Here is a 17496-nt window from a genome sequence, read left to right as displayed (position 1 = left end):
CTGGCTACCCTGAAACAAGATATGCCCGTCATTGGGCTTACTCTGGTTTCAGGGGATTTCAGGGATGAATGATGGTGTAAATAGAACGGGCGGGCCTGGTATTGAGCCGCCTCGCCGTGAAGTTGAAGGCCATAAACACAAAAGGTTTCGCAAACTTCGTAAAAAGGCAAGTCACTTTAAGGCGAAGTACTTCACCCGATCAGGTAAAAAAGTTGAGGAAACTCAACCAAAGACCAGTGCAAAAACCGCGGCTGATGTAGAGAATCCCGTAAGCTCCTCTCCTCAATTACCAGAGCGTAAAACAGAGACTGTCTCGCCTGTCACCCCTGAAGTTCAACCTAAAGAAAAAAAGAGATCCTGGTTTCCTAGGAGACATAAAAATAAGCCAGAGTCTTTGCCAGACGCTCAAAAAACTCCGGTATTACCCTTTGCTGGTTCACCCCTGCCAAAAATAGTTGTCACAGACGATGCAAGCTCAACCGATGATGAATCCCTTAGCACGTTTGGAGTGAGCTATGGAGATCGGGGGTCTGAGGAAGATATTGACGAGGTTTTAAATCACAAGGGGTTTGACAAAAAATCAAAATCATCCAGAACACTTCAGGCTCAACGTAACCTTGCTGATAAAACAATTGACTGGGTTTTGGACAAGGCCATTGGTAGCAAACTGCCTGTTGACTCGGAAGAGATTGATAAATACCAGAAAAGAATTGAAGACCTTGAGGCGAAAATTAAAGATGCCATGAAAGGTCAGAAATCATGTAAGGATATTCAAGCTCAGCATCTTAAGAAAAAAGCCAGTGTTGAAAGTGAATTAAAGAAACAAGAAAAAATTGAAGCTGAACTGCAAGAAAAAGTACAAAGCAATGAGAGTAAATTAAAAAAAGAAGAGAAAATAGAAGGTAAAAACAAAGTCCAGCATTATAAGAAAAAGCTCAAAGACTTCGATATTCGTACAGTCGAGTTGAAAAAGGAAATAACTCGGCTGAAGCAGGAAATTGACAGTCTAGATGAAGTGTTAACGCTGGACCGGAGAGCTATTCAGGAAAGGCGAGACCTTGAAACTCAACTCACTGAGAGCAAAAGAGCGCTGGAAGGAGACCTCGAAGTAGCCAAAGATCACCAGCGGGTATTCAATCGTCAACTTGTTTCTCTTGCCCTCAGTTTACGCCGAATTCATGCCGGTAAAACCAGTCTGCCACCTATAAACGTTCCCAAAATGAAAGTTCCCATGGGAGAAGATTTCCTGGAACTGAGCAATGTGACGTTTAACCCTGTTGCAGTTGTCACTCATAAGCCCGGTGAACCGCCTCATGTAGAGATTACCCTGGCTGATGTGGAAGCTTCAGTGTTGGCTCCCATTGAAGGTGGTGTCAAAGCGGATGTCAGAGTCAAGATCAGCCCGATTAAACTCAGAATGGGTGGGAAAATCGGCAAGAAGTTTGATAAATACCTGAATAGTAACAAGGCTCTATTAGGGAAGCGTTTAGCTTCTTTGATCTGGAATGTTGTCAAACTGGCAAGGGGGAAAGATGATGGAAGCCTTGCCGCTGTTGGAGCTGAAATTGGTACTGTTCAGGTTATAACGGAAGGTACGGACGCTGATGTTATCGTTCGAGGAGTGAGTCTTGCCAAACGTAATCCAGGCTCTGCGCTCAATAAAATGCTAGCCACCACTGTTCCCCTTGATGTGAAGGTTCAACAGCTGGATGTTCAAACCCACGGTGAGATTGATGTTAATGCCGAAGTCAAAGATCTCGAACTGCATCTCCGCCCCGATGTGTCTGGTGAGGAGCGTGAAGAGACCAGACTGGCTGCGTTAAGTGTGAAAGCCAAAGAGATTCATGTCGGTGCTGGTGGCCCTGTTGTCCTTGCCGGAAATGTTGTCAGTCAGCTACTTCCTCAAGATCCGTTACAAGTGCTTGCGGGGAAAGGTGTATCACCATCGGTGTTGCAGAAGTTGCCTGCTGATACCTGTACCGACGTGAATGTGCTGGTTGCTGGTTTGGATGTTGATCTGACCAGAAATGTTAACAAGAGACATACAAAGTTAGAGAAGGAAAAAAAGGTCTGGGTTGTTGAAGGTGATGGTTCAACCGAGGTTCAGGTAGGCAAGCTTGGGCTCAAGGCTAATGGCAAGCTGGGAGTTGATGGTGAGGTTAAACAAATCCACTTTAAAGCTCAGCAGGTGGGTGATGAGCAGGATACGGTCGAATTCTCTGTAGGATCAGAGGGGGATCAAGAAACAGGTTCTGTGGAACTGACCTGCCAATCTGATTTTGCAAGAACTCTGGTAACGGCATTCCGCGAGGACAGTGACGAAACCAGTGAAGCCAAAGTTGGTGCGAAAAAGGATCCTGTCCAGCATCTTCTGATTGATGGTAAGGCTGTGATTAAGCTGGAAGGTAAGTCCGACGTATTCCGTGACAATAAAGCAGGTGTTACCCGTTCCAATGTTCATGGCATAACGGGGCAAACATTAAAACCGGCTCTGGTTCAGACAGAAGATCTGCGATTGAAGCTACCAGCCAGTATCCATGGCGAGGTTCATGGTACACACATACAGGCTGTGCCTTTGAAGTATCCAGGTGTTGAGAAAAAGGCTGTCAAAATGCAGTTCGATCGGGTTGATCTGAACGGTGACGGCACCATCGTTGTTGAGACTGGTCTGGATACCGGTAGTAAGCCACGACATCATTTTGAGTTCCCTTTGCACGGCAAAGGTCATATGACCGGCCTGAAGATGGAAGTTGTTGAACATACTGATACCGATCAGGGCCGTCGTACCAAGATGAGCTTGTTTACTCCGGAAGATTTTGAGTTGCAAGTTGAAGAGGTGAGTTCTGGGCAGATGCAGCTTGGCAAAGTTGGTCTTCATCTTGATCAGGAGTTAAACGGTGAGTTGGAGCTGGAAGGTGTACGTATTGGTTTCAACGATCTTGTGAATGACCGTGTTTATTTCGATGCGGCGAAGTCCAAAGCATTAGAAGCCCGTTATCAACAAATCCAAAGAGTCAAAGAACATCTGAGAGCTGCAGAAGTGCAGCGCAGTAAATTGAGAAACCAGGTAAAAACACTGGCCGCAGATGAAGCTAAAGCTATTGCCGAGCGAAAACATCCCTCATTGTTAGCAGATGATTTTGAGCCGGATGTTCAGGAACTTATTGAGCAGCATTTAGCGGTTTTTCGTGATCGAGTAGACCGGATTGATGAGTTAGTTGAGTCAGGTGTTGAAAGACCACAGGCCGTTGCTCAGGCTCAGAAGGAATTGCCTGTTGTTATTGGTGAGGAGCAGTTGGCCGGTCGGGAGAATGGCCAGGATATAAAAGAGCACGTTGAAGTTACGGAGGTGCAACACCTTCGATACAGAAATGAACTCAAGCATCAATTAAGTTCAGATGAGCTTTGGAGTAAAGCAGAGTCCAAAGCTTCCTTTACCTATCCAAGCATTTCAACGGATGAGTATGACCTGGAAGACCAACAGCGTATTGAATCTCACCTTGCTGCCTATGATAAAAGGCAAGACAGAGCAGAGGAGCTGGTTGCTGAAGGCCTCGACAGACAAGATGCAGAGACGCAGGCACTAGAAGAAATTCCAGAAACCGTTCTTGAAGAACTTACTGACGAAGAAGGGCAGTTGGAAGATTCGATCAAGATTAATGACTCTTTGGGCATCCCTGATCTTAGTGGCAAGATCACTGGTGGCAAGAAGGGGCTTACTGGAGCCGCACTGGAAAGTAACAGGGGCAGAGTGAGGAAAACCCAGGGAAGAATCACTCGTTGGGTGAAATCGGCTTTAAGAAACAAAACACTGGTCATGGATGGTAAAGCCAGTGTAACTAATGGCTCTGTTCAATTGAATGACCTGAGAGCTTCACATATTCGAGTTATTCCAAATGCGACTCTGGCCCGCATGCCTATTGATAAGAGAGTAAAAGAGCTGGAAGACCGTGAATGGAAAGGTGAAATCCTGCCAGATCATGAGTGGAGAGAACTGCAGGACAAACGCCAGAAGTTAAAGGTTATGCCTAAAGCTGGCTTTCGGGATAAAGCAGTTGCGGGTCTCTTGAGTTTGGGTGCACGTGCTGCAGTTTATTTTGGTGGAGGGCGAGCTGTTCAGTTCAGTAATGAAGGAGGCCAGCCAACTCTGCGTTCACCTGTTCTTAGAAACAGAAAGTTACCAGTCGGCGAAAAGCTGAAGTCACATCTTGTTGTTAACAGTAATGGTTCCCTGAATATTGCGGCTATGCAGAATCTGGCCACAGGCATGTACTGCTTCCCATGGAAAACCAGAGAAAGACTGGACGGCATTTTGAGCCAGCTCTATAAGAGTGACGACCCGGTTGAAAGCCTCGATAAGCTGTTGGGTACAGTGGAAGAGGCCTTTGGGGATAGAACGCGAGTGCAGGAAGCACTTTATCTGCTGAACAGTATGAATATTGAAACACTGATCAATCAGGCTCAGGCTGCAGGAGACAATGAAGCAATCAGGCATCGTTTACGAAGTGTTGCTACACATGCCTTGCGTCACCCCGCAACTCAGGGCGTTGCGCTCTATCTTTACAACACCGGCTTCCGGTTATTGTCTCCGGTTTCGGACGCAACTCTGAAAGAGCTTTCAGAGCGCTGCGAAGAAACCGGCCACCAGGCTATGAATCTGGCGGAACTCTATCTCAAATGCGGCATGACAGAGAAAGCGACCCCCATGCTGGAAACAATTGTTAAAGCCGAATCTAAAAATGTTCAGGCTCGTCTGCTCTTGGCGAAAATACAATGGGCAAACGGGCAGAGGGAAGATGTTCTTACGTTACTGGAAGAGGCTGCTGTTGCAGGGGCTACAGATCAGGTTTTACCCATACTTGATAGCTATGTTGGAACGATTCCGGATGATCCTGCTATGCAGGACAGAATGCGTTTGCTGAAAGGCACACTGGCTTTACGCCTTGAGGTGAAGGATGACGATGGTGCTGGATTCCTGAGTGGTATGGACACTCTGGAGCAGCTGGCGACTTCAGGTTCGGATGTGAGTCAAAAAGCCAAAGATATTCTCACCTGGCGCTGTAAAGAGGCTTTCCACATTCAGGAGCAACTGGAACTGGAAGACTGGCAGGTTTGGGAAGATAAAATGTCCAAAGCCGCCGAGCGGGTCGAGGCCGGTAAACCAATTGGTCTTTCTCCGGAAGAGTGTCGTCTGGGAGCCCTGAGCTTTATGTATTGCTTCCGGGGCATTAACCCCAGCTTTAAAGTGGCCCGTGCCATGCTTCAGGGTGCTGGGAATACGCCAGCTACGGAGCTTCATCGGGAAATTCTTGATGAACTTGAAGCGGAAAAGGAAAAAGCAGCAGCCTGATTTAGCCGTCTATGGACTTTAAAATCCCGAGATAATTCTTTTAGTATAAAGCTCCCGACTGTGGAGCTTTCTTATGTCTGTTAACCCTTCCTCATTTCGCTCTATTGTTGTTCTGACTGGGGCCGGCATATCTGCAGAATCCGGTATCCGTACGTTTCGGGCATCTGATGGGCTTTGGGAAGATCACCGCATTGAAGATGTGGCATCACCGGAAGGATTTGCACGGGATCCTGAACTGGTAAACACCTTCTATAACGCCAGACGCCAGCAGTTGGATACGGTAAAACCAAATGCTGCCCACCATGCTCTTGCTGAGTTTGAGAAGTCTTTCAAAGCCAACTTTCTGTTAATCACTCAGAATGTTGATGATCTTCACGATCGGAGTGGCTCTGAAAACCTGATTCATATGCATGGGGAATTATTAAAGTCCCAATGCCTGAATTGCGGGGATGTCGCTGCCCGGTCAACGGATATTCAGAGTCTCAGTGAATGCGGTCATTGTAGCTCAAGCGGTGGTTTACGACCCCATATTGTCTGGTTTGGTGAAATGCCCCTTGAAATGGGAACTATCGACCGGGCTCTGGAGAGTTGTGATCTGTTTGTCAGTATTGGAACCTCCGGCAATGTCTATCCCGCCGCTGGCTTCTTTCAGCAGGCCAAGGCGGCCGGAGCTTATACCGTAGAGCTGAATCTCGATCCTGGTGAGCACGCCAGTCAGTTTGATTCCTGTATAAACGGAAGGGCTACAGAGATTGTTCCTTCGTTTTTCAATCCCTAAATACCTGGTTAGCCAGACTAACAGCAAATGTCAGTGCTTCTGACATTTGCTTGTTGGTATTGCTGAACCTTGTGTTAGCTGCTCTGTCTGAACAGGGGTAAGGATCACCAGATAACCGGTATGGATGCCGCCAGCAGATAATAAAATGGGGCAGACATATGACGTTCAGACTCTCAGGGGCTGTTTTTGGTATTGTTATGGCTGCGGGAATCGCTTTCCCGGCCGCGGCTACAGAAGACTTTCATCCAGTCCAAACTTATGAAACTAACACCAGAATTCTTGGGTTTGAGGTTGTCCTAAATGCCGATGGGAAATCCTGGCAGGGGCAGGTGGTTATGGCCCATGAACAATGGTTGAACGGTAGTAATCTCAGGCTCAGCAGCCACTTCTCTAACACTCCTCCGGAGCATGTGCGACTACCTGACTATGAAGATCTTCAGGAAGACGGTGGCATGATATTTACCCGGGTTTCTTCATCAGTGAAGCCTAAGAGTGACAGTGAAGAACTGGTACGGGTCACAGAATACGGAACATTCGCTCATATGAGTGAAATGGTGGGCAAGCTCTCTTCACTTCCTGAAGGGCGCAAATCTGTTAACAATAACCGGCTTTATCTCAGTCAATTTCTGTTGCTGGATGAGCCTGCTTCGGTCAAAGAAATTGATGCCAGCCATACAGGCAATGGTTATGAATACGACCTGATCATGAGCGACAGTTCACACATAACTTACCGGTTGGATAGCAAGAAAGAACTTCAAGGTATAACTATTGAAAGGCTCGATAAAACCCTGACTTACAGAGTCGCACCGTCCGTTGATACACGGGTTGCTACTCACCCCTGATGCATTTTGGTCGGCCTGAGATAAGAGCATTTTTAGAACAGGTTTTTCTGGCTGCCGTTCTGGTTGATGGGGAGAAACGGCGCTAGGATAGCCTTACAAACTGCTCTCATTTTGGGTAAAGGCTGCCATGAATATTCAGGGTATGAAGTTTGAAGAGGTGATGGACTGTTTTATGAACGGATTTCAGCGCAGAAATCCGGGAGAAGAAAACTTCCATCAGGCGGTCAGGGAGCTGGCAGCCGATGTCATTCCTTTTATGATTGTCACGCCGCGCTATGCCCGAATGAATATTCTTGAGCGGTTAACCGAGCCTGACAGGATAATCAGCTTCCGGGTCAACTGGCTGGATGATGAAGGTAATGTGCGCACTAACCGCGGTTACCGTGTTCAGCATAATAATTCTATAGGCCCCTATAAAGGCGGGCTCCGTTTTCACAAGAACGTTACCCTCGATACGCTGAAGTTTCTTGCCTTCGAACAAACCTTCAAAAACAGTCTGACCGGTCTGCCGATGGGGGGAGCCAAAGGTGGTTCTGATTTTAACCCCAAGGGTAAAAGCGAACGGGAAATCATGACCTTCTGCCAGGCCTTTATGTCTCAGCTTTATCGCTATATCGGCCCCCATACTGATGTGCCTGCCGGTGATATTGGTGTGGGAACCCGGGAAGTCAGTTTTATGTACGGGCAATATAAACGCCTGACTAATGAACTGACACCGGTTATGACCGGTAAAGATCTCGCCGTTGGTGGTTCTCTGATTCGGCCAGAAGCCACGGGTTATGGGGCGGTGTATATGGCTGAGAATATGCTCGCGACCCAGGGAGATTCTCTGGATGGAAAAACAGCACTGATATCCGGTTCCGGTAATGTGGCTCTGTATGCGGCTGAAAAGCTGTTAAATAAAGGTGCGAAAGTGCTGACCGTGTCGGACTCCAGCGGTTATGTTTTTGATCCCAATGGTATCGATGCCGATAAGCTGGCCTGGCTTATGGATTTGAAGTTTCAGCGTCGTGGACGAATTGCTGAGTATGCCGCTGAGTTTAAAGGCGTAGAGTTTTATGAAGGTCAGCGGCCCTGGAGTATTCCGGCAGATGTGGCATTTCCCTGTGCGACCCAGAATGAAATTGATGAAAATGAAGCCCAGGTTTTAATTGATAATAAGTGTCGTCTGGTTTCTGAGGGCGCCAATATGCCAACCCGGGAAGAGGGCGTTCGCCTGTTCCAGAAATCCGGATTGCTTTATGCTCCTTCCAAAGCTGCCAATGCTGGTGGTGTTGCGGTATCTGGCTTGGAAATGTCCCAGAACAGTATGCGGATGGGCTGGCCCCGTGAAGAAGTTGATAAGCAACTTCAGCAGATCATGAAGCAGATACATGGTCGTATGGTGGAGTATGGCGCGGAAGGTGGTTCGGTGAACTATATGAAAGGCGCGAATATTGCCGGCTTTATTAAAGTTGCTGATGCCATGCTGGCGCTGGGAATCATTTAAATGCATAAGCTCCCGGCGTATCCGGGAGCTTACTGAGGGGCTAGCGGCTTAGGTAACGCATCCCATCTTCAATACCCTTCACTGTAAGAGGGTACATCCTATTCTCAACCAGCTTCAGAATTTGGTCGGTTGAAGTTGTGTATTCCCAATGGGTTTCAGGATAAGGATTCAGCCATACCAGCTTGCGGTATTTTTCCATAAACCGCAGCATCCATGTGGAACCGGCTTCTTCGTTCCAGTGCTCAACGCTGCCACCGGGTTCTGTCACTTCATAAGGTGCCATAGTGGCATCACCCACAAAGATCACTTTGTAGTCCTCGCCGTACTTATGAAGAATATCCAGAGTCTGAATGCGATCCTGGTGGCGGCGCAGGTTGTCTTTCCAGACAGACTCATAAATAAAGTTATGGAAGTAGAAAAACTCGAGATGTTTGAATTCAGTTTTAATGGCTGAGAACAGTTCCTCACACACTTTAACGTGGGCATCCATGGTGCCACCGATATCCATAAACACCAGAACTTTCACATTATTGTGGCGTTCCGGCACCATCTTGATATCCAGCATGCCACCGGCTCGTGCTGTGGAATGGATGGTGTCATCCATATCCAGTTCTTCCTGGGCACCTTCTCGGGCAAACTTTCTTAAACGACGCAGGGCGACTTTGATATTACGGGTGCCCAGTTCGACCGAATCATCAAGATTCTTGAACTCCCGTTTATCCCAGACTTTTACCGCACTTTGGTTGCGGCCGCCATCCTGCCCCATACGAATGCCTTCAGGGTTAAAACCGTAGGCTCCAAAGGGCGATGTACCGCCGGTACCAATCCACTTGTTACCACCCTGGTGGCGTTTCTGCTGTTCGGCAAGACGTTCTTTGAACTGCTTAATCAATTCTTCGAAATTGCCAAGACTCATGACTTTGGCTTTTTCTTCGTCGGTAAGGAATTTTTCAAACTCCTTACGCAGCCACTCATCAGGAATCATAGCTTCAGGCAGCATTTCAAGAGTATCGACACCGTCAAAGAATGCTGAGAAAGCGCGGTCAAAACGATCGAAGTGTCGTTCGTCTTTGATAAGGATGGCTTTGGCTAAATGGTAAAACTCTTCACGATCAGCGAAAACAAGGTGAGCTTTTAGTGCTTCCAACAGATCCAGATACTCGCGGATACTGACAGGAGCTTTATACCGCCTGAGGGTATCAAAGAAGTTCAACAGCATATTCTTGTCGTTTTAATCAAATGCAGTGGAGCAAGAATAGGGGAGTTGCTGCGGGCATGCAATGGACTCCCCGTTTACTGACAGAATTACTGGTTTGCTGCAGCCAGCAGATTATCAACAATTTTACGATTAAAGCGGATCATGATCGTTGGGAAATTATTATCTTTATAATCAAGCAGCGGCTTTTCAATAAAGCGCCATGTTTTGTATGCATTCTGGATGGTCCGGAATGATGCTTCACTCTTATCAGTCTGATCGTAAAGAGCTTTCAGTTCTTTACTGAATTCCTGTGCTGCCAGATCAACCTCAAAGTTTTGTTCGCCTGTGTAAAATGCATCGCCTGAATCAACCGAGCTGGCTATAGAGAGGTAAGCCATTGTGATTTTTTCCATAGAGGTTGCGAGAGCTCGATAGGGGTTTGGAGTCAAACTGTTATTCTCAGCCAGTTTTTGCCGAGCCTGCTCAATTATCAGCGTTAATTTATCCAGAGTTTTGTTAAGGTCAATGATGGTATAGGCGTCGGTATAACCTTCACTGGCAATCGTGTTGCCGAGAGCTAGCTGCTGAAACTCGGGCATAATCTTTGCCATTTCGGAAACTTCGGTCGATATGCTTTCATCAGGTTTGGAAATTAAACCACCCAGAACAAGATCAATCTCTTTGAGAGTGTTCTCAACTGTGAGATTAGAAGCTTCAGAACCGGTTTCCAGTGTCACTATATAAAATGCTGCAACTGCCTGGTAAGACAATCGTTCAAGAGCATCAAGTTGTTGTGACTGGGACGCCAAAAGAAAACCGGAAGGGAAGGCGAGCAAGGTGGCCAGGATACAACGAAGCAACATATTTAATCCTTTAATAGATGCGTTTTTATTGTGTGCCTACCAAGAAAATCATAAATGGGACAAACGTTCAATGTCCGTTAAGCCATTAGCGGAGTTCATAAGTGGAGGAAAGGGGGAGGTATGTAATTCAGGACCTGACGTGCAGGCCCTGAGAGAGGCTGTTTAGATGATTTTGTGATCTTTAGCGAGTGATACCAGATGAGTCCGGTTTCTGGCACCGAGTACTCGTTTAGCTTCCCGGTAGTGATAGTTCACGCCGTTGTCGCTGATATCAGTCATATCTGCGATAGACCGTGAGGAATAACCTTCGGAAGCCAGTTTAAGAATGTGCCTTGCCCGAGGGGAAAGGACTTTTCTCACGATGTATGGGTTGAACTTTTCCTGCCTGAAAGCCATAAGCTCCAGGTGCCAGCCCAGTACCCGAGCATTCAGCTCTTTACGGACGCTTTGGTAATGAACGGCCAGCTCATTAGCCGGCAGCTGGCTTTGCAGTGAGAAAATGCAGAACCAGTCGGATCCTGTTTGCCAGCGCAAAGGCAGAATCACCATGCTGGAAATGTTGTAACGCTGGAAAAGATCCAGTGTGGCAGATGTACCAGTGCCTGGAGCAGGGTAGATAATCGGCTCGTGAGCGGATATCAGCTTGGTTATCAGATCATCGTCTTCCGCCAGTGTGTGGTAATAAGAGCGAAGAATCTTTTCGGATAAGGTGCCAAAGCCTTCCCGGCCATCGGCTCTCTGCTTAACGTCGAAGTTAAGGTGCTGACCACGCTCTTTATTAGCCAGACTGGTTGGAACTGAGCTGTAGCGGAAGCTGCTAAAACCAAGATTGGTAATAGTGTTCTGAATTTCCACCTGGATGACATCAAGTGATCTTGCGGATTGTGAAAAAATATCTTCGTTGTCCTGGCTACTGCTTTCCATAGCTAACTGGCTACTGAGAACAACTCTTCCCCCGGCTTTGACCTGTTGCATTAGAACCCCCTGTGTTATCCGTAAACGAATATGATTTCCCTTGTATCCATACGACGAGTGTCTTTTTATGTACTTGAATAATGTCAGACTCTGTTTTAGGAAGTAAGGGGTTTTCTAGGCAGATAAGAAAAAAAGTGTAAGAAAATGGTGTTTGAGGGATTAATTTTCGCCTAATTAGTTTTTGTAAAGACTAATTAGGCGAGCTTATTAAGGGAGAAATATAGATATTGTCGGTATTCTATTTTTGAATACGTTTATTTTTTAACCGCCACGCCTTGCCATGAAAGCAAGTTTTTCAAGCAGTTGAACATCCTGTTCATTTTTAACCAAAGCACCAGCCAGCGGTGGGATGGCTTTGGTTGGATCTCTCTCACGAAGCAGGTTTTCTGAAATTTCATCAGCCATAAGAAGTTTGATCCAGTCAACTAGCTCGGAAGTAGAAGGCTTCTTCTTGATACCGGGGACTTTCCGAACATCAAAGAACAGTTCTAGAGCTTCTTTCACCAATTCATCACGAACATCAGGGAAATGCACTTTAACAATTTCTTTCATTGTTTCCCGATCTGGGAAATTAATGTAATGGAAGAAGCAACGACGCAGGAATGCATCGGGAAGGTCTTTTTCATTATTACTGGTAATAATAACTATTGGTCGTTTTTTAGCCTTGATTTGCTGCTGTGTTTCATAAACATGGAATTCCATGCGATCAAGTTCAAGCAACAAATCGTTAGGGAATTCAATATCTGCTTTATCGATTTCATCAATCAGCAATACAACCTGTTCTTCAGATTCAAAGGCTTCCCACAGTTTGCCTTTCACAATGTAGTTGCTGATGTCGTTAACACCCTCAACACCAAGCTGGGAATCTCTCAGGCGTGAAACCGCATCATATTCATACAAACCCTGGTGAGCACGGGTTGTTGATTTGATATGCCAGGGAATCAGACGCATGTTCAGGGATTCTGCCAGCTCTTCTGCCAGCATGGTTTTCCCTGTACCGGGTTCACCTTTAACAAGCAGTGGACGCTCGAGAGTGATGGCGGCGTTTACGGCAAGACGTAAATCATCAGTCGCTATATATTGTTCTGTGCTGTTGAACTTCATTATTGTACCCGCGAGGTGGCTTATCCCGTGTGGCGCGGTCAGGGTGAGCCTGTACCGTCATTTTTGTTTTGATGTACTCTATCCATACGCTTGACTTATATCAATGTTTGAAGCTGCCAGAGGTAGGCATATAACCATTTCTTCTAGGGTCATAAGACAACAATCGTTTACAGCTCTTAAAGACTGGGAGATAGTTTTCGCCTGCTTTTTTAATTAACAATAATTTCAGGGATCAGTGATAACTATGAGTTCCATATTTCCCGATAATGCTCAGACGATTGGCAAAACACCTCTGGTTAAGATTCAGCGCCTAGCAAAAGGTAAGAATATCTTTGCCAAAATTGAATCCCGCAACCCAGCAGGCAGTGTGAAGTGTCGTATCGGTGCCAGCATGATCTGGGATGCGGAACAGAAAGGCTTATTAAAGCCTGGTGTTGAACTGGTGGAGCCAACCAGTGGTAATACCGGTATTGCTCTGGCTTTTGTCGCCGCTTCCAAAGGTATTCCTCTGACTCTGACCATGCCGTCTTCCATGAGCCTTGAGCGCAGGAAACTGTTGAAAGCTTTAGGCGCGAAACTGGAGCTGACCGAGCCTGCCAAAGGTATGAACGGTGCCATAGCCAAGGCGAAAGAAATTGTTGCCACCGATCCAGATCGTTACTTGTTGCTGCAGCAGTTTGAGAATCCTGCTAACCCCAGAATTCACGAGCAGACCACTGGTCCGGAAATCTGGAATGATACCGATGGCGAAATCGATGTACTGGTAGCTGGCGTAGGTACTGGAGGTACAATTACAGGTGTCTCTCGCTACATTAAGCAGGAGCAGGGCAAGCAGATTATCAGTGTTGCGGTTGAGCCGGTGTCTTCTCCGGTTATTTCCCAAACCTTGGCAGGAGATGAAGTGAAACCTGCTCCTCACAAAATCCAGGGTATTGGCGCAGGGTTTGTTCCAGGTAATTTGGATCTTTCCGTAGTTGACCAGGTTGAGCAGGTGACTAATGAAGAGGCTATTGAAACAGCCCTAAGACTGGCTCGTGAAGAAGGTATTCTCTGTGGTATCTCTTGCGGAGCGGCAATGGCTGCAGCCCTGAAACTGGCCGAAAAACCAGAGTTTGAAGGCAAGAATATTGTGGTTATCCTGCCAGACTCCGGTGAACGTTATCTCTCCAGCCCGCTGTTTGCAGATATGTTCTCCGAACAGGAGCTGGTGCAGTAATCAGCTGTAAGAGTTTAAAAAGGAGGAGTTGACTGCCCGGTTAGCTCCTTTCCTGTTTCAGGGTGTTTCACTTTCAAGTAGCAGGCGTGAAGGTTTAATCTTTCTGCCGCCTTTATTGTTTCCACTGTTCCATAAAACCGGCAACCGAGAATAGGGTGGCCCAATTCTGTGCAATGTACTCGTAATTGGTGAGAGCGACCTGTTATAGGAACCAGCTTGAGACGAGTTGTGTTCTGTGAACGATCTTTTTGTAAAACTTCGTAACGAGTCTGGGCTGATTTACCCAATTCAAAATCTACAATCTGTTTCGGGCGGTTTGGCCAGTCGCACCGAAGTGGTAGGTCAATAATTCCTTCATCCTTCTCTACAATGCCGGCAACTTTGGCAATGTACTCTTTTGTGGTTTCACGATCCTGAAACTGTCTGCTCAGTTCCCTATGGCTTTCTTTTCCTCTGGCCAAAATCATTACTCCGGATGTATCCATATCCAGGCGATGAACGATCAGCGCATCTGGGTAGGTTTCCTGAACCCGTGAAATGACACAGTCACGATTCGCCGGATGGCGCCCAGGGACAGACAACAGGCCTGAAGGTTTGTTGATGAGCAGGCAATGTTCATCGGCGTAAATAATTTCAACCTGCTCTACACATTCAGGTACAAAAAATTGAGGGCGTTCGAGGGTGTTGGCAGTCATCGGCTATGGAGGAAAAAATTGGCATCAAAGTCAGCGGTGGCACACCTTACCAAAAATAAATTGTATCTGTCTGTTTCAGAATTCCGAAGGTGATATGCATGAGGGGAAAATCAGATAGCTGCATAAGTCATTAGATTCATACTGTAACTTTTCGTAAAGTGCGCTCCGCAATAATGATCTGCGTCAATGTGATGGGTGAAGGTATTGCGCACTGACGTTATAAAAAACGCACCAGACTACACATTTCAAGGGGTTTTCATGAACCGCAACGGGACGATTAAGCTTTTCTCCCTGACCACTCTTTTTGCCGCAATGCTGCCTGCCATAAATGCCAGCGCTGCCGGTTTCCAGGTTAACGAACACAGTGCCGCAGGTCTTGGCCGTGCATTTGCCGGTGAAGCTGCTATTGCTGAAGATGCTTCCGTTGTTGCCCGTAACGTAGCGGCCATGTCTTTCCTTGAAGGCCCAATGTTCACTGGTGCGGTGAGCTACATCAAACCTGAAGTGGAAGTTGAAGGCCATTCCCCTCTCGGTACCAGCAAAGACAAAGCAGTAGCTGGTGAAGCCTTGGTTCCTGTTTTCTATTACGTGGCTCCTATCAATGATAAGTGGAGTTACGGTGTAGGCGGTTTTACTAACTATGGTTTTAATACAGACTACAAAACGAGCTCTGTTCAGACTTCTCTAGCAGATCATTCGGAAGTTATGTCGTATAACTTGAATGGTAGCGTTTCCTACAAAATCCAAGATAACCTGAGTGTTGGTTTCGGCTTGAATGCTGTTTATGTTGACGCTCAGCTGACTAACTCTGTCGGTGGCAGAGATATTATGGATGTTGCTGGCGATGACTGGGGTTATGGTTGGAATGTCGGTGTGTTCTGGGAACCTGTGGTGGGTACTCGTATTGGTGCAAGCTACCGTTCTGAAATCAAGACTACCCTTGAAGGTGAGTCTAAATCTGACGTGTTCAAAGGGCAGGCTGCCGGTGTCCCTAACTTTGTAAGTGATGGGTCTGTAGATCTCGATCTGCCTTCAATTGCAGAGATTTCTATCTGGCAGCAAATCAATGATCGCCTTGCTGTTCACGCAAGCTATATGCAGATCGGTTGGTCCAGCTTTAAAGAAATCGTAGTTGAACTGGATAACGGTGTGTCTATCACTGATGAACAAAACTATGAAGACAGCTCCCGTTGGGCCGTAGGTGCAACCTACAGGTACAACAAGGACTGGACTCTTCGTGGTGGTTACGCCTACGACAATAGCCCTGTAGGTAACCACGATCGCAGCTTCCGTATCCCTGACTCCGATCGCCAGTGGTTCACTGTGGGTGCTAACTACAAGATTGATAAGCAACAAAGTGTTGATCTGGGTTATGCCTTCCTGAAAGCAGCGAAAGCTGATATTGAAGAAGAAGGTGGTGTTGGTGGAGAAATCACCAGCGGGAATGCTCATATCATAAGTGTTCAGTACAACTACAGTTTCTGATCCTTATAATAACTTTCTCGAAAGCTCGTCTGATAAATTTCAGGCGGGCTTTTTGGTTTATGTAAACTTATGTTTCAAAAACAACTACAAAATAAAAAGATATGCGAATGGCGCAATTCTGATTGAAAGAAAAGTCATTTGTTGCATATGTGTGTGAACGGTAGAGTCTGCGGCGTCAATTGAGGCTGGTCTGGAAGCTGGCCCTATAAAAACATATTCAGACGCACACACATTTCGAGGTTGTTATGAACCGCAACGGGACGATTAAGCTTTTCTCCCTGACAACATTGTTTGCCGCGATGTTACCGGCCATGCAGGCCAGTGCTGCTGGTTATCAGGTCAGTGAACACAGTGCCGCCGGTCTTGGCCGTGCTTTTGCCGGTGAAGCTGCCATGGCAGATGATGCTTCAGTTGTGGCGCGTAACCCTGCCGGTATGAGTCTGTTAGATCGTACTACCGTCACTGTAGTGGGCAGCTATGTTATGCCCAAGATCAAAGTGAAGAACTACAGCGGTTCCCAGAGCGGATCTCGAAAGGTTGGTGATGAAGCCTTTGTTCCTGCCGCTTATATTGTTATGCCGGTAAACGACAAGTGGTCCATGGGCTTTGGTGCCAATACCAACTTTGGTTTTGGTACTGATTATGGTCTTTCATCTGGTATTACTGGATCAGCCGATGAAAGTGAAATCATTTCCATGAACTTTAATGGCAGCGTCGCATATAAAATTGATGATGCCTGGAGTGTTGGTTTTGGTTTGAATGCAGTACATACCGAAGCAACTTTGACCTCATCACTTCCGTCAGGGGCAGAAGTGATGGATCTGAATGGTGATGACTGGAGTCTTGGTTGGAACACTGGTGTTTTGTGGCAAGCAACAGCCAAGACCCGCTTAGGTTTAAGTTATCGTTCGGAAGTGAAGAATAAGCTTGAAGGTGAGTCTAAGTCTGAGGTCTTTACAGGTAATCCAGGTGGCATGGGGCCAAACTGGAACAGTGATGGCAGCGTTGACTTGGATCTGCCAGCAATTGCAGAATTCTCCATCAATCATCAGTTAACCGATACTGTGTCTGTACAGGCCAGCTGGATGCGTATCTTCTGGTCCAGCTTTGAAGAGATTGTGATTGACCTCGACAATGGTGGTAATGGTGTTGCTATTCCTGATACCCCTGAGAACTGGAGCGACTCCGATCGTCTGTCTGTTGGTGTCACCTGGGATTACAGCAATAAGTGGACATACCGTGCTGGATTTGCCTACGATGAGAGCCCGGTTGATGATCACTATCGCACCTACCGTATCCCTGATGTCGATCGTTACTGGTACACAACTGGTGCCACTTACCGCATCGATCAGGATCAGAGTGTAGACTTTGCTTATGCCTATATTACAGGTGATGGCGATAAGATTTACGAACGTGATGATGCGCCTCACGGTGAAATTGAAAGCTCTGAAGCACATATTGTCAGTGTTCAATACAATTACCGATTCTGATTCCAAACCGG

General features: G+C 46.7%; 12 protein-coding genes. 7 read left to right on the top strand and 5 right to left on the bottom strand.

All coding sequences use genetic code 11. The features are described from left to right. The first annotated feature begins 64 nt into the window (after positions 1 to 64). The 4 genes from ACY2RR_RS11195 (at position 65) to gdhA (ending at position 8459) form a co-directional block, all read left to right on the top strand. A complete protein-coding gene (locus ACY2RR_RS11195; RefSeq protein WP_490108231.1) occupies positions 65 to 5350 on the top strand; it encodes a hypothetical protein in 5286 nt (1761 codons plus the stop codon). Between the two features lie 73 nt (positions 5351 to 5423). After that, positions 5424 to 6128 carry a Sir2 family NAD+-dependent deacetylase gene (gene cobB / locus ACY2RR_RS11190; RefSeq protein WP_490108230.1) on the top strand — a complete coding sequence of 235 codons (705 nt, stop codon included), beginning with the start codon at positions 5424 to 5426 and terminating at the stop codon, positions 6126 to 6128. A 158-nt stretch (positions 6129 to 6286) separates the two neighbouring features. Next, the gene (locus ACY2RR_RS11185; RefSeq protein ID WP_490108229.1) at positions 6287 to 6970 is read left to right on the top strand and encodes a hypothetical protein; all 684 of its coding nucleotides are present in this window, start codon (positions 6287 to 6289) and stop codon (positions 6968 to 6970) included. A 127-nt stretch (positions 6971 to 7097) separates the two neighbouring features. After that, the gene (gdhA, locus tag ACY2RR_RS11180; RefSeq protein ID WP_490108228.1) at positions 7098 to 8459 is read left to right on the top strand and encodes an NADP-specific glutamate dehydrogenase; all 1362 of its coding nucleotides are present in this window, start codon (positions 7098 to 7100) and stop codon (positions 8457 to 8459) included. 40 nt (positions 8460 to 8499) lie between these two features. On the opposite strand, the gene ACY2RR_RS11175 is transcribed toward gdhA, so the two are convergent. The 4 genes from ACY2RR_RS11175 to ACY2RR_RS11160 form a co-directional block, all read right to left on the bottom strand. Then, the gene (locus ACY2RR_RS11175; protein WP_490108227.1) at positions 8500 to 9678 is read right to left on the bottom strand and encodes a vWA domain-containing protein; all 1179 of its coding nucleotides are present in this window, start codon (positions 9676 to 9678) and stop codon (positions 8500 to 8502) included. Between the two features lie 86 nt (positions 9679 to 9764). Further along, positions 9765 to 10520 carry a hypothetical protein gene (locus tag ACY2RR_RS11170; RefSeq protein WP_490108226.1) on the bottom strand — a complete coding sequence of 252 codons (756 nt, stop codon included), beginning with the start codon at positions 10518 to 10520 and terminating at the stop codon, positions 9765 to 9767. 162 nt (positions 10521 to 10682) lie between these two features. Continuing rightward, positions 10683 to 11495 (bottom strand): helix-turn-helix transcriptional regulator, encoded by an 813-nt coding sequence (locus ACY2RR_RS11165; protein WP_490108225.1) that lies wholly within the window; start codon positions 11493 to 11495, stop codon positions 10683 to 10685. Between the two features lie 261 nt (positions 11496 to 11756). Further along, a complete protein-coding gene (locus ACY2RR_RS11160; RefSeq protein ID WP_490108224.1) occupies positions 11757 to 12599 on the bottom strand; it encodes an AAA family ATPase in 843 nt (280 codons plus the stop codon). 244 nt (positions 12600 to 12843) lie between these two features. Here ACY2RR_RS11160 and cysK point away from each other — a divergent pair, with 244 nt between their 5' ends. Beyond that, positions 12844 to 13815: a cysteine synthase A gene (cysK, locus tag ACY2RR_RS11155; protein WP_490108223.1), complete on the top strand. Its 972-nt coding sequence runs from the start codon at positions 12844 to 12846 to the stop codon at positions 13813 to 13815. Positions 13816 to 13829: 14 nt separating this feature from the next. Here cysK and ACY2RR_RS11150 read toward each other — a convergent pair whose 3' ends face one another. Further along, positions 13830 to 14510, bottom strand: coding sequence for a pseudouridine synthase (locus ACY2RR_RS11150; RefSeq protein ID WP_490108222.1), 681 nt, complete (start codon positions 14508 to 14510; stop codon positions 13830 to 13832). A gap of 258 nt (positions 14511 to 14768) precedes the next feature. Between ACY2RR_RS11150 and ACY2RR_RS11145 the strand changes: the two genes are divergently transcribed. Together ACY2RR_RS11145 and ACY2RR_RS11140 are read left to right on the top strand one after the other, a co-directional pair. Beyond that, positions 14769 to 15995 carry an OmpP1/FadL family transporter gene (locus ACY2RR_RS11145; protein WP_490108221.1) on the top strand — a complete coding sequence of 409 codons (1227 nt, stop codon included), beginning with the start codon at positions 14769 to 14771 and terminating at the stop codon, positions 15993 to 15995. Between the two features lie 245 nt (positions 15996 to 16240). Further along, entirely contained in the window at positions 16241 to 17485 is a 1245-nt protein-coding gene (locus tag ACY2RR_RS11140; protein WP_490108220.1) for an OmpP1/FadL family transporter, read from the top strand. The last annotated feature ends 11 nt before the right edge of the window (positions 17486 to 17496 follow it).

This window comes from Parendozoicomonas sp. 2304DJ65-17, assembly GCF_058148445.1.
This window is presented reverse-complemented; position numbering and strand designations above follow the sequence as displayed.

Coding starts and splice junctions, on each gene's coding strand:
- ACY2RR_RS11195 (WP_490108231.1), top strand. CDS start 65: ATGAATGATGGTGTAAATAGAACGGGCGGGCCTGGTATTGAGCCGCCT.
- cobB (WP_490108230.1), top strand. CDS start 5,424: ATGTCTGTTAACCCTTCCTCATTTCGCTCTATTGTTGTTCTGACTGGG.
- ACY2RR_RS11185 (WP_490108229.1), top strand. CDS start 6,287: ATGACGTTCAGACTCTCAGGGGCTGTTTTTGGTATTGTTATGGCTGCG.
- gdhA (WP_490108228.1), top strand. CDS start 7,098: ATGAATATTCAGGGTATGAAGTTTGAAGAGGTGATGGACTGTTTTATG.
- ACY2RR_RS11175 (WP_490108227.1), bottom strand. CDS start 9,678: ATGCTGTTGAACTTCTTTGATACCCTCAGGCGGTATAAAGCTCCTGTC.
- ACY2RR_RS11170 (WP_490108226.1), bottom strand. CDS start 10,520: ATGTTGCTTCGTTGTATCCTGGCCACCTTGCTCGCCTTCCCTTCCGGT.
- ACY2RR_RS11165 (WP_490108225.1), bottom strand. CDS start 11,495: ATGCAACAGGTCAAAGCCGGGGGAAGAGTTGTTCTCAGTAGCCAGTTA.
- ACY2RR_RS11160 (WP_490108224.1), bottom strand. CDS start 12,599: ATGAAGTTCAACAGCACAGAACAATATATAGCGACTGATGATTTACGT.
- cysK (WP_490108223.1), top strand. CDS start 12,844: ATGAGTTCCATATTTCCCGATAATGCTCAGACGATTGGCAAAACACCT.
- ACY2RR_RS11150 (WP_490108222.1), bottom strand. CDS start 14,510: ATGACTGCCAACACCCTCGAACGCCCTCAATTTTTTGTACCTGAATGT.
- ACY2RR_RS11145 (WP_490108221.1), top strand. CDS start 14,769: ATGAACCGCAACGGGACGATTAAGCTTTTCTCCCTGACCACTCTTTTT.
- ACY2RR_RS11140 (WP_490108220.1), top strand. CDS start 16,241: ATGAACCGCAACGGGACGATTAAGCTTTTCTCCCTGACAACATTGTTT.